The 12,548-nt window shown below is 72.4% G+C and carries 12 protein-coding genes; 7 read left to right on the top strand and 5 right to left on the bottom strand.

What is annotated here, in order from left to right:
• The first annotated feature begins 219 nt into the window (after positions 1 to 219).
• Both ACWC94_RS22945 and ACWC94_RS22940 read left to right on the top strand, forming a co-directional pair.
• Entirely contained in the window at positions 220 to 1,320 is a 1,101-nt protein-coding gene (locus tag ACWC94_RS22945) for a hypothetical protein (protein ID WP_450798759.1), read from the top strand.
• A 14-nt stretch (positions 1,321 to 1,334) separates the two neighbouring features.
• Positions 1,335 to 2,432, top strand: coding sequence for a phosphotransferase family protein (locus tag ACWC94_RS22940; protein ID WP_450798758.1), 1,098 nt, complete (start codon positions 1,335 to 1,337; stop codon positions 2,430 to 2,432).
• Between the two features lie 7 nt (positions 2,433 to 2,439).
• Here the strand turns inward: ACWC94_RS22940 and ACWC94_RS22935 are convergent, their stop codons facing one another.
• On the bottom strand, positions 2,440 to 2,874 hold the full coding sequence (locus ACWC94_RS22935) for a hypothetical protein (RefSeq protein ID WP_450798757.1): 435 nt from the start codon (positions 2,872 to 2,874) through the stop codon (positions 2,440 to 2,442).
• Between the two features lie 177 nt (positions 2,875 to 3,051).
• On the opposite strand from ACWC94_RS22935, the gene ACWC94_RS22930 reads away from it, so the two are divergent.
• The 4 genes from ACWC94_RS22930 to fxsA all read left to right on the top strand — a co-directional run bounded on the left by ACWC94_RS22930 (position 3,052) and on the right by fxsA (position 7,259).
• Complete coding sequence (locus ACWC94_RS22930; RefSeq protein WP_018548954.1) at positions 3,052 to 3,492, top strand: Lrp/AsnC family transcriptional regulator; 441 nt, start codon at positions 3,052 to 3,054, stop codon at positions 3,490 to 3,492.
• Between the two features lie 111 nt (positions 3,493 to 3,603).
• Positions 3,604 to 5,211, top strand: a complete 1,608-nt coding sequence (locus ACWC94_RS22925; RefSeq protein ID WP_450798756.1) for an amidohydrolase — start codon at positions 3,604 to 3,606, stop codon at positions 5,209 to 5,211.
• A gap of 553 nt (positions 5,212 to 5,764) precedes the next feature.
• Positions 5,765 to 6,562, top strand: a complete 798-nt coding sequence (locus ACWC94_RS22920) for a polyprenol monophosphomannose synthase (RefSeq protein WP_450798755.1) — start codon at positions 5,765 to 5,767, stop codon at positions 6,560 to 6,562.
• 139 nt (positions 6,563 to 6,701) lie between these two features.
• On the top strand, positions 6,702 to 7,259 hold the full coding sequence (gene fxsA, locus ACWC94_RS22915; protein WP_450798754.1) for an FxsA family membrane protein: 558 nt from the start codon (positions 6,702 to 6,704) through the stop codon (positions 7,257 to 7,259).
• A 96-nt stretch (positions 7,260 to 7,355) separates the two neighbouring features.
• Here the strand turns inward: fxsA and ACWC94_RS22910 are convergent, their stop codons facing one another.
• From ACWC94_RS22910 to yczE, 4 genes are all read right to left on the bottom strand, one after another.
• On the bottom strand, positions 7,356 to 7,730 hold the full coding sequence (locus tag ACWC94_RS22910; protein WP_003977404.1) for an RNA polymerase-binding protein RbpA: 375 nt from the start codon (positions 7,728 to 7,730) through the stop codon (positions 7,356 to 7,358).
• Positions 7,731 to 8,008: 278 nt separating this feature from the next.
• A complete protein-coding gene (locus tag ACWC94_RS22905; protein ID WP_450798753.1) occupies positions 8,009 to 9,358 on the bottom strand; it encodes an MFS transporter in 1,350 nt (449 codons plus the stop codon).
• A 57-nt stretch (positions 9,359 to 9,415) separates the two neighbouring features.
• On the bottom strand, positions 9,416 to 10,192 hold the full coding sequence (locus ACWC94_RS22900) for a glycerophosphodiester phosphodiesterase (protein ID WP_450798752.1): 777 nt from the start codon (positions 10,190 to 10,192) through the stop codon (positions 9,416 to 9,418).
• On the bottom strand, positions 10,189 to 10,842 hold the full coding sequence (gene yczE, locus ACWC94_RS22895; RefSeq protein ID WP_450798751.1) for a membrane protein YczE: 654 nt from the start codon (positions 10,840 to 10,842) through the stop codon (positions 10,189 to 10,191). The genes ACWC94_RS22900 and yczE overlap by 4 nt, the downstream gene beginning before the upstream one ends.
• Positions 10,843 to 10,943: 101 nt before the next feature.
• On the opposite strand from yczE, the gene ACWC94_RS22890 reads away from it, so the two are divergent.
• A complete protein-coding gene (locus ACWC94_RS22890) occupies positions 10,944 to 12,452 on the top strand; it encodes an SCO1417 family MocR-like transcription factor (RefSeq protein WP_450798750.1) in 1,509 nt (502 codons plus the stop codon).
• Positions 12,453 to 12,548 lie beyond the last annotated feature (96 nt).

Below are 12,548 nucleotides of genomic sequence, written 5' to 3'. Positions count from 1 at the left end.
GCATGGGCGGCGGAACCGATTCCGCGGGGCGGGGCACGAAGATCCGGCGCTGACGCCCGGTGGCTGCGTACAGGAGGGTCATACCCGGGCAACGCGGCAGCGGCCGGACAGGTCACCGCCCGGCGGTATCGCGCGTCAGTTCAGGCGCGTCCGGCTCCCCCTCTGGCCACCTCAGGTCAACTGACGTACCGTCAGCCGACCATCGTTCAGGGGGTGCCCGTGGCCGACGACCGTCCCGTACCGCTCGACGAATACCCCGTGCACCAGGTGCCGTTGTCCATGAGGCACGTGGCGACCGGCGACCGCAACGCCTACGACCGCTGCATCTTCCACGTCTTCGACCACGCCGGGCGCGCCCTGCTCATCCTCGGCCTCGGCGTCTACCCCAACCTGGGCGTGACCGACGCCTACGCCACCCTGCGCACCGGGGACACCCTGCACGCCGTCCGCGCCTCCGACGCCCTGGGGGAGGACCGGATGCGGCTCGCCGTCGGTCCGCTGCGCATCGAGGTCCCGCGCCCGTTGGAGGAACTGCGCCTGATCTGCGAGGACGAGCAGCTGTCGTACGACCTCACCTGGACGGCCGCCTTCCCGGCCCTCTGGGAGCCGCACCACCTCCAGCGCCGGGGTGACCGGCTCACCCTGGAGGGCCGCCGCTTCGTCCAGGCGGGGACCGCGCGGGGCGTGATCCGCGCCGGCGCACAGGAGTTCCAGGTCACCGCCGACGACTGGACCGGCACCCGGGACCGCAGCTGGGGGGTGCGGCCGGTACCCGGCGAGGACGGCGGGCGGCTCGCCGCGGACCACCCCACCGAGGGTTTCCACTGGATCTGGTGCCCGGTCCGCTTCGAGGACCGCTTCCTGATGGTCATCACCCAGGAGGACGCCGACGGCTACCGCTGCCTGAACGACGCCACCCTCGTCCGGCCCGGCCGCCGCGACCGTCAACTGGGCTGGCCCCGGGCCGAGATCACCTACCGCCCCGGCACCCGCCATCCGCGACGGGCGGTCGTCCACCTCGGCGACGCCCGGGGACCGCAGAGGCTGGACGCCGAGATCCTGGTCTCCTCGCCGCTCGCGCTCGGCGCGGGCTATCCACCGGCGGACGACTGGCAGCACGGGACCTGGCGGGGCCCCGGCTGGACCGACCGCCGTACGTACGACATGACCCTGCCCCACCCCCTGGCCGCCTACGGCGTCACCGACCACTCCGCACGCTTCCGGCTCGACGGACACACCGGGTACGGCATCTTCGAGCACGGCTCGTTCGGCCGGCACGACCCGAGCGGCTTCACCGGCTTCGACTCGGTCGCGCCCTGAGGGAGGAACCCGCCATGGCCACGGCACCGCGTCCGCGCACCACGACCCGCGACCCCGAGGACCTCGCCCGGCGCCTCACCGCCTGGCTCGGCACCCGGCTGCCCGGTGCCAGGGCCACCGGCGTCACCGTCCCGGCCTCCAACGGCATGTCGAGCGAGACCCTGCTGTTCGCCGTCGAGCACCCCGAAGTGCCCTGCTCCGCCTGCGTGCTGAGGCTGGCGGCGGACCCGCGCGCGTACACCGTCTTCCCCGAGTACGACATGGCCCGCCAGTACCGCACCCTGCGCCTGGTGGCCCGGCACACGGACGTGCCCGTACCCCGTGTGCTGTGGCTGGAGGAGGACCCGGCTCCGCTCGGGGCGCCGTTCTTCGTCATGGAGCGGGTCGCCGGACGCGTGCCCCCGGACGTCATGCCGTACACCTACGAGGGCAGTTGGCTGCAGCGGGCGAGCGACGCCGAACGCCAGCACCTGGAGGCCGCGACCGTCGGTCTGCTGGCCCGCCTGCACGACCAGGTCCCCCTCACCGAGGCCCAGTTCCTCGCTGCGCCCGGTGCGGGAGACGCGCTGCGCCGGCACGTGACGGCCCAACGCGCCTACTACTCCTGGGTGATCGACGGCCGGCCCCGCTCGCCCCTCATCGAGTCCGCCTTCGACCGGCTGGAGGAACTGTGGCCGCGCGAACCCGGCGAACCCGTCCTCACCTGGGGCGACGCCCGCATCGGGAACATCGTCTACGACGGCTTCGACCCCGTCGCCGTCCTGGACTGGGAGATGGCGGCGCTCGCCCCGCGCGAGGTCGACCTCGGCTGGACCGTCTATCTGCACCGCTTCTTCCACGACCTCTCGGTCGCCTCCGGGCAGCGCGGACTGCCGGACCTCCTGCGCCGCGACCGCGTCGAGGCCCGTTACGCACGCCTGACCGGGCACACCCCGCAGGACATGGACTTCCACACCCTCTACGCCGCGCTGCGGCACGCGATCGTCATGCTGCGCATCGCCTACCGTCAGGCGCACTTCGGGGAGGTCGCCCTACCGGCGGACCCGGACACGCTGATCCTGCACCACGACAGCCTGCGCGCCATGGTGCAGGGCACCTACTGGATGCGGTGAGGCGGGCTCAGGCGGCCTGGCGGCGCATCGCCGGCATGCGCATCGGGCGCGAGCCCGGGCCGCCGACGTGCGAGAACGGCTGCGTCCGCCAGTTCAGACCCCGGGGGAGCGTCAGCAGCAGGGCGGTGTCCTGCTCCTGCGGCTCGACGGACTCGTCCGCGGGGCGGGCCTCGGCCGCCTTGCGGCCCGTACCCGCACAGACCGTGAGGCCGAACGGGTTCCACGGCGAGGCGCACAGCGCGTGCTCCGGCAGGACCTGCTCGTCCGCCAGCAGTGCGATCGGCTGGGCGCAGTCCGGGCAGATCACCCGGTACATCTCGAAGGTGTCGTAGGCGTCCGGTTCGTCGTCGAAGACGTCGGGTTCGACGCCCTCCGGGTCGGGCTCGACGACCGGCTGCTGCCGCTTGGACGCGGATCGACCAGGGCGATGGACACTCTGCATGGGATTCTCCCCCTAAGGCTGGGCCGTGAAGGCGCTGCGGCCTCGACCACAGCAAGCACTTCCCGTCCACCCTCGGCGGTAATCACGAGACCATCACGGAGCCCGTTCGGGGTGTGTGGCGTTCGTCACATGCCGCGTGCAGGTGCGGAGATCAAGCGCACTGTAGGTTTTGGCGCCATGGAGGAGCTGGACCGACAGATCGTGCAGCTGCTCGTCAAGGACGGGCGGATGAGCTACACAGACCTGGGCAAGGCCACGGGCCTGTCCACGTCGGCCGTGCACCAGCGGGTGCGCCGGCTGGAACAGCGTGGCGTCATCCGCGGCTATGCCGCGGTGGTCGACCCCGAGGCCGTCGGGCTGCCGCTCACCGCGTTCATCTCCGTGAAACCGTTCGACCCCAGCGCCCCCGACGACATCGCGGACCGCCTCGCCGGCGTCCCCGAGATCGAGGCCTGCCACAGCGTCGCCGGCGACGAGAACTACATCCTCAAGGTCCGGGTGGCGACTCCGCACGAACTGGAGGAACTGCTGGCCCGCCTGCGGTCCCTGGCGGGCGTCTCGACCCGTACGACGGTCGTGCTGTCCACGCCGTACGAGGCCCGGCCACCAAGAATCTGAGACGGTGGCCGGCAGGCCACCGCCGCGGGCAGTCGTTCCGCGGGGACGTGCGGCGCGATTTCGACACGCCCAGGTGCGACCTCCCCCCGGCGACAGGAGAAACTGTCCGCTATGAGTGAGCGCGTCGCCGAGCCCCCCAAGACCGTCCTCCTGCGCCGAGGAGAGGTGCACAGCCCCGCCGACCCCTTCGCCACTGCGATGGTGGTGGAACGGGGCCACGTCGCCTGGGTCGGCTCCGAGGGCGCCGCCGACGCCTTCGCCGACGGCGTGGACGAGGTGATCGACCTCGACGGTGCCCTCGTCACCCCCGCCTTCACCGACGCCCATGTGCACACCACCGCCACGGGCCTCGCCCTGACCGGACTCGACCTGTCCGACACGCCCTCCCTGGAGGCCGCCCTCGCCCTGGTCCGCGACTTCGCCGCCGCCCGCCCGGACGACCGCGTCCTGCTGGGGCACGGCTGGGACGCCGCCCGCTGGCCCGGTGGCCGCCCGCCCACGCGCGCCGAACTCGACGAGGCGACCGGCGGCCGTCCGCTCTACCTGTCCCGCATCGACGTGCACTCGGCGGTCGTCAGCACCGCCCTGCTGGATCTGATCACCGGCGACGTCCCCCGCGAGGACGCCCCGCTCACCCGGGACGCCCATCACGTCGTACGCGAGGCCGCGCTCGCCGCGATCACCCCGGCGCAGCGCGCCGAGGCCCAGCGCACCGCCCTCGCCCACGCGGCCTCCCTCGGCATCGGCTCCGTGCACGAGTGCGGCGGTCCGCAGATCTCCTCCGAGGACGACTTCACCGGCCTGCTGAAGCTCGCCGCCGAGGTGCCCGGTCCCCGTGTCGTCGGCTACTGGGCGGAGCAGAACGTCGAGCGGGTCCGTGACCTGGGCGCCGTCGGCGCCGCGGGCGACCTGTTCGCCGACGGCGCCCTCGGCTCGCACACCGCCTGTCTGCACGAGCCGTACGCCGACGCCGACCACGCCGGGACCGCCTACCTGGACGCCGAGGCCGTCGCGGCCCATGTCACCGCCTGCACCGAGGCGGGCCTGCAGGCCGGCTTCCACGCCATCGGCGACGCCGCCGTGAGCGCCGTGGTGGAGGGTGTGCGCGCCGCCGCGGAGAACCTCGGCCTCGCCCGGATCCGCGCCGCCCGCCATCGCGTCGAGCACGCCGAGATGCTCACCCCGGCGACCGTCGCCGGCTTCGCCGAGCTGGGCCTGATCGCCTCGGTCCAGCCGGCCTTCGACGCGCTGTGGGGTGGCGAGGACGGCATGTACGCGCGCCGCCTCGGCGCCGGACGGGCCCGCACCCTCAACCCCTTCGCGGCCCTGCTGCGGGCCGGTGTCCCCCTCGCCTTCGGCTCGGACAGCCCGGTCACCCCGCTCGACCCGTGGGGCGCCGTCCGCGCCGCCGCGTTCCACCACACGCCCGAGCACCGGGTCTCCGTCCGGGCCGCGTTCACCGCGCACACGCGCGGCGGCTGGCGGGCCGTGGGCCGGGACGACGCGGGCGTCCTGGTACCGGGCGCGCCCGGCGACTACGCGGTCTGGCGCACCGACGAACTGATCGTCCAGGCCCCCGACGACCGTGTGGCCCGCTGGTCGACCGACCCCCGCTCCGGCACGCCCGGCCTGCCCGACCTCACCCCGGGCCGTGACCTGCCGGTCTGTGTGCGCACCGTGGTGGGCGGACGGACGGTGTTCGTACGGCCGGGCGAGTGATCTACGGGGGTGGCGCGGCGCAGCGGCGCCGCCGCCGCCCCGCCGCCCGACCTGCGCATCCTCTGCGGCGGTCGGCCCATCCGGAGTGTCGTCGCAGGTCAGACGGCTGTTGACAGTCGACGGCCGAGGGCCGGTAGGTTCGTCCGAGTCCACCACCGGACGCCCGGCCGGGGGCGTTCACGAAACTCGTAGCAGCGCCGCTGGGTCAGGGACGGTGTGCCGTACCGGGCATCGTCGCTGGGAGCCAGGCTCAGCGCCCGCGCCGCCGAGGGAACGTTCCGGCCCGGCAAGGTGTGACCCGGGTGGGGCCCGTGCGCTCAGTAGACAACGGCTTTCGGTCGATCCGCAGCCAGCGGGTCCCAGGTCGGCCCGAAGGGCGCCGGGCCCCCATCCGCCGTGGCCAGAAGTCACCGGCAGGGTGGCTCGAAGGCGCCCAAAGGAGCATTCTTACCCCACTCTTGTGGAATCGACACTGCCGTACGTACAAGTCGGCACGTCTTACCAGCCGGCGACCACTATGGTGGATCCTTGCGTACAACCAGAAGGGGCAGCAGTGAACGACGGCGACGGGACCCTCGCGGCCAAGGCCCAGGGGAGGCAGTTCGGTCCGCTCGGCACGGCCTTGGTGATCATTCCGACCTACAACGAGGCGGAGAACATCAAGACCATCGTCGGCCGGGTACGCAAGGCCGTCCCCGAGGCGCACGTACTGATCGCGGACGACAACAGCCCCGACGGCACCGGCAAGCTCGCCGACGAACTGGCCGCCGAGGACGGCAACGTCCAGGTGATGCACCGCAAGGGCAAGGAGGGCCTCGGCGCCGCCTACCTCGCGGGCTTCCGCTGGGGCATGGAGCACGGCTACGGCGTGCTGGTCGAGATGGACGCCGACGGCTCCCACCAGCCGGAGGAGCTGCCCCGGCTGCTCACCGCCCTCAAGGGCGCCGACCTGGTGCTCGGCTCCCGCTGGGTGCCCGGCGGCCGGGTGGTGAACTGGCCCAAGTCCCGCGAGTTCATCTCCCGTGGCGGCAGCCTCTACTCCCGGCTCGCCCTCGATCTGCCGCTGCGCGACATCACCGGCGGCTACCGCGCGTTCCGCCGCGAGACCCTTGAGGGGCTGGGCCTGGAGGAGGTCGCCTCGCAGGGCTACTGCTTCCAGGTCGACCTGGCCCGCCGCGCGGTCAAGGCCGGCTACCACGTGGTCGAGGTCCCGATCACCTTCGTCGAGCGTGAACTCGGCGACTCCAAGATGAGCAAGGACATCCTGATCGAGGCGCTGTGGCGGGTCACCGCCTGGGGTGCGTCGGAACGGTTCGCCAAGCTCACCGGCAAGAACAAGCGGACCTCGTAGCCTCCCGTCGGCTCCGGCTCCGGCTCCGGCTCCGGCTCCGGCTCCGGCTCCGGCTCCGGCTCCGGCTCCGGCTCCTGCGCCGGCTCCGGTCGATCATCCCCTTATCCCGCGCTGAGGCGCCGCCAGGCACACTGGGAGCATGACGACTGGCGCTCCGACCTCTCCGTACACCACCACCCGGCCCCGGACCTCCCGGCTGCGCAGGTATCTGCCGCTCGGGGTCGCCGCCTGGCTGGTGCTGGAGATCTGGCTGCTGACCGTGGTCGCGGGCGCGGCCAACGGGCTTGCCGTGTTCCTGCTGCTCGTCGCGGGCTTCGTGGCCGGTTCCGTGGTCATCAAGCGGGCGGGCCGCCGCGCGTTCCAGAGTCTCAACGAGGCTCTGCAGCGCGGTGGTTCGCCGGAGCGCGGCGGTGGCAACGGCCTGATGATGCTCGGCGGTCTGCTGCTGATGATCCCCGGCCTGATCTCCGATGCGGCCGGCCTGCTCCTGCTGCTCCCGCCGGTGCAGAAGGCCGTGAGCCGGTACGCCGAGAAGGCTCTGGACAAGAGGCTGCGCACGGCCGCCCCGGGCGGGTTCGGCGACGCCTTCCAGCAGGCCCGCATCCACCGCCCCGACGGCAAGGTGGTGCAGGGCGAGGTCATCAGGGAGGACCGGCCCGAGCCGGGGCAGCAGCAGTGGCCGCCGCTGTCGCGCTGAGCCGGCCGGCGGACAGACGAAAACCGCGGGCGCCGTACGATGCGTACGGCGCCCGCGGTTTTCGCGTGTGCTGTGTCTCCGCCCAGCCCGGAGGGACTAGGCCGACTTACGGCTGTCGCGGGGGTGAACCGCGATGTTCATCGCCCCCGAGCGCAGAACCGCCAGGCGCTCCTCAAGGACCTCTTCGAGTTCCTCACGGGTGCGCCGCTCCATCAGCATGTCCCAGTGGGTACGCGCGGGCTTGGCCTTCTTCTCCTCAGGGCCGTCGCCGTCGACGAGGAGTGCCTGGGCCCCGCAGACCTTGCACTCCCACTCCGGCGGGATCTCCGCCTCGACCGAGAAGGGCATCTCGAAGCGGTGCCCCTTCTCACATGCGTACTCCACGGCCTGGCGCGGGGCCAGGTCGATACCGCGGTCCGTCTCGTAGCTGGTCACCACGAGGCGCGTACCGCGAAGAGCTCGCTCACTCATGAATCGTGCCTCCCGGGCTTGTCGCCCACAGGACAGGTGTCGCTGTCGTCGTCATCCGGTCAACGTCCGGTCGGCGGTAAAGATTCCCGTTCCGTGTCCCGTTCCGGGTCATGCGTCGCCGTCGTAGCCGCCCCTTGTTGTACCCACCAGCGCCCGGTTTGTCACATCTGCAAGCAGATGTCACCCAGCGTTTCGGCATCTTTGACGCGCAGTAACGGTACGCCTGGCAGGCCAAAGGCGTACACTACCGCCCTTTTGTGTTGAGCGCTAAATCGAGGCTAAATCTTCTCCGGAACCGGATTGCCCGCCTCGCCGATGGCCCGGCGCACCGGCACGCGCGCCAGAAGGGCGAATCCGATGACGAAGAAGGCCACCAGCGAGACGATCGCGGACCGATAGCTTCCGGTCAGCTGGTAGGTCAGGCCGAACAGCAGCGGCCCGAGCCAGCTCATCCCGCGGTCGCTCACCTCGTACGCCGAGAAGTACTCGGCCTCCTTGCCGGGCGGCACGAGATGCGAGAACAGCGACCGGGACAGGGCCTGGCTGCCGCCGAGGACCAGTCCGATCCCGGCGGCCAGCACGAAGAAGAACACCGGGGCCTTCGCGGGCAGGAAGTAACCGGCCGCCAGCGTGACCGTCCAGGCCACCAGCGAGCCGAGGATCGTCCGCTGGGCGCCGTACGTCCGCGCCAGCCGCCCCATCCCCAGCGCGCCGGCCACGGCCAGCACCTGCACCAGCAGCACGGCGACGATGAGGGTCGACTGGCCCAGCCCCAGTTCCTGCGACCCGTAGACGGAGGCCTGGGAGATCACCGTCTGGATGCCGTCGTTGTAGACGAGGTACGCCAGCAGGAAGGCGAGCGTCAGCGGGTGCCGGCGCATGTCCCGGACCGTCGCCGCGAGCTGCCTGAGCCCGGTCGCGGTAGCGCGCTCCACGCGCGCGTGCTGCCGGTCGCGCAGGCTGCGCAGCGGTATGAGCGTGAAGGCGCCCCACCACAGGCCCGCCGAGGCCAGGCACACGCGGACCGCGGCCGTCTCGGTCAGGCCGAAGGAGTCGTGCGCCGAGTACAGGACGAGGTTGGCGACGAGGACCGTGGAGCCCGCCGCGTACCCGAAGGCCCAGCCGCGCGAGGAGACCGCGTCGCGCTCCGCGGGCGGGGCGATCTGCGGCAGATAGGAGTTGTAGAGCATCATCCCGACGGACTGCGCCGCGTTGGCCACCACCAGCAGCACCCCGCCGAGCAGGTACCGGTCGCCGTCCAGGAAGAACATGCCCGTGGTCGCGGCGGCCCCGGTGTACGCCGCCGCCGCGAGCAGCGGCTTCTTGCGGCCGGTGCGGTCGGCCGCGCTGCCCACGAGGGGCATCACCACGACGGCGAGGATCACCGACAGGGACACCGTGTAGGCGAAGAAGGAGCCCGCCCGGACGGGGACGCCCAGCGGATGCACATAGCCGTCGGCGTCCGCGGCCCGCTCGGCGACCGCGGTGAGGTAGGGCCCGAGGAAGACCGTCACCACGCTGGTCGAATAGACCGAGCAGGCCCAGTCGTAGAAGTACCAGCCGCGCTGCTCGCGCCGCAGCCCGGCGGAGTCGTCCGCCGTCTGCGTCCGCACGGTGTCGATTTCCACCCGTGCCCTCGCTTCCCCGCTTGAACTGCGAAGGCTCAGGTCCCGGCGGCCGGGTCGTCAGACCCAGACGCCGCGGTCCTCCATGACCTTGCGCAACGTGTCGATGTGATCGGTCATGATGCCATCGACACCCAGGTCCAGGAGCCGGTGCATGCGCTCCGGTTCGTTGACCGTCCACACGTGCACCTGCAGCCCGCGCGCGTGGGCGGCGCGGACGAAACGGTGGTCGACCACCGGGACGCCCGACTGGGCCTCGGGCACCTGCGCGGCGACGGCGGACCGGCGCACGGCGGCCGGCAGGCCCCATGAGCGCAGCCGCAGACTCAGCACCCCGCGCGTGCCGAACGAGGTGGCCAGCCGTGGCCCGGCCAGCCGCTGGGCGCGCAGCACCCGGGCCTCGGAGAACGAGCCCACACAGACCCGCTCCCAGGCGTCCGTGCGCTCGATCAGCTCCAGCAGGGGGCGCAGCGCGGGCTCCGCCTTGACGTCGACGTTCCAGCGGACCTCGGGGAAGGTCTCCAGCAACTCCTCGAACAGCGGCACCGGTTCCCGTCCGCCCACGCGCGCCTGCCGTACGTCCTCCCACGGCAGGTCGGCGATGCGTCCCGCACCGTCGGTCACCCGGTCCAGCGTCGAGTCGTGGAAGGCGACGAGCCGGCCGTCGGCCGTGGCGTGCACATCGGTCTCGACATAGCGGTAGCCCAGCTCCACCGCGCGCCGGAACTGCGCCACGGTGTTCTCCAGCCCGTCGGCGGCCCCGCCCCGGTGGGCGAAGGGGATCGGACCCGGGTGGTCCAGGTAGGGGTGGCGTATCGGCGGTGTCGTGAGGGTCACGGTCGCAGTATGACCTGCCTCGGTGTCGCGGCGGCAACCACCGCGCTGCCGCCCGATGCCGCCGGGACGGCGAACACCCGCAGGAACAGCTGCGCCAGCGGTCCGATGGACACGGCGTACAGCACGGTGCCGGCCCCGACGGTGCCGCCCAGCAGGAACCCGGTGACCACGACCGCCACCTCGATCCCCGTCCGGATCAGCCGGATCGAGCGCCCGGAGCGCCGGTGCAGACCCGTCATCAGCCCGTCGCGCGGACCGGGGCCGAAGCGCGCCGAGATGTACAGGCCGGTCGCCACGCCGTTCAGCAGGATCCCCGCCGCCAGGAGCGGCACGCGTATGACCAGGGAGTGCGCGTCCGGGACCAGTGCGAGCGTGCCGTCCATCGCGAGGCCGACGGCGAAGACGTTCGAGACGGTACCGAGCCCCGGGCGCTGCCGCAGCGGGATCCACAGCAGCAGCACCGCCGCCCCCACGACGATCGACACCACCCCGATGGTCAGCCCGGTCAGCTTCGCGAGCCCCTGGTGCAGTACGCCCCAGGGTTCCATGCCCAGGCCCGCCCGGAGGAGCAGCGCGGCACTCGCGCCATAGAGCGCGAGCCCGGCGTACAGCTGGATCAACCGTCGTCCGAGACGGCGCCGAGTGGACATGGGATACCCCCTGGGTGGTGGCGGTGGCCTGACGCATGTCACTCTGTGGCTTGGGAAGAATCCCCATCCATGGCCAATTCGGGGAAGGTGGACTGATCTTCATGGCGCAGTGGACCTCTGCCATGGGGGCCGCGCAGCTCGCCCGGCTTCTCAACTCCCAGCAGGAGCGTCCGGCGGGCCCCGGCACCCGCCGTCCGCCCGCCTACCGTGCCCTCGCCGACGGCATCCGGCTCCTGGTGCTCGAAGGGCGTGTCCCCGTGGCCGCCCGCCTCCCCGCGGAACGGGAGCTCGCCCTCGCCCTGTCCGTGAGCCGTACGACCGTCGCCGCCGCCTACGAGGCGCTGCGCACCGAGGGCTTCCTGGAGTCCCGGCGGGGCGCCGGCAGCTGGACGGCCGTACCGGCGGGCAACCCGCTGCCCGCCCGCGGCCTGGAACCCCTGCCCCCCGAGGCCCTGGGCTCGGTGATCGACCTCGGCTGTGCCTCGCTCCCGGCGCCGGAACCGTGGCTCACCCGCGCCGTGCAGGGCGCCCTGGAGGAACTGCCGCCGTACGCCCACACGCACGGCGACTACCCGGCCGGACTGCCCGCGCTGCGCGCGATGATCGCCGAGCGGTACACCGCGTGCGGGATCCCCACCATGCCCGAGCAGATCATGGTGACGACCGGTGCGATGGGCGCCATCGACGCGATCTGCCACCTCTTCGCGGGCCGCGGTGAACGCATCGCGGTCGAGTCCCCGTCCTACGCCAACATCCTCCAGTTGATGCGTGAGGCCGGTGCCCGTCTCGTCCCCGTCTCGATGGCCGAGGGGCTGTCCGGCTGGGACATGGACCGCTGGCGCCAGGTCCTGCGCGAGGCGGCGCCCCGGCTCGCCTATGTCGTCGCCGACTTCCACAACCCCACGGGGGCGCTCGCCGACGAGGACCAGCGCCGCCGTCTGGTGGACGCGGCACGTTCGGCCGGTACGGTGCTCGTCGCCGACGAGACGATGACCGAGCTGTGGCTGGACGAGGAGTTCGCGGGCGGCGGGATGCCGCGCCGGATCTGCGCCTTCGACCCGGCCGGTTCGACCGTCATCACCGTCGGCTCGGCCAGCAAGGCCTTCTGGGCGGGGATGCGCATCGGCTGGGTGCGGGCGGCTCCGGACGTCATCCGCAGCCTGGTCGCCGCACGGGCCTACGCCGACCTGGGCACCCCTGTGCTCGAACAGCTCGCCGTCAACTGGCTGTTCAGTACGGGGGGTTGGGAGCAGGCGGTGGAGCTGCGCCGGGCCCAGGCCCGGGAGAACCGGGACGCGCTGGTGACGGCGCTGCGCCGGGAACTGCCGGAGTGGGAGTTCAACGTGCCCAAGGGCGGTCTGACCCTCTGGGTCCGCGCCGGCGGCCTGTCCGGCTCCCGGCTCGCCGAAGCGGGGGAGCGGACCGGGGTCCGCGTCCCTTCCGGCCCTCGCTTCGGCGTGGACGGCGCCTTCGAGGGCTACGTGCGGCTTCCGTTCACCGTCGGGGGAGCGGTGGCGGAGGAGGCGGCGGTTCGGCTGGCCGCCGCGGCTCGACTGGTGGAGAACGGGGGCACACAGGGTTCGGAGGCTCCGCGTACCTTCGTCGCCTGACGCCTGACGCCTGACGCCTGACGCCTGACGCCTGACGCCTGACGCCTGACGCCTGACGCCTGACGCCTGACGCCTGACGCCTGACGCCTGACGCCT

The sequence above is a fragment of the Streptomyces sp. NPDC001135 genome, from assembly GCF_053598395.1.
The sequence above is the reverse complement of the archived record's forward strand: the minus strand, read 5'-3'. Positions and strand labels throughout refer to the sequence as shown.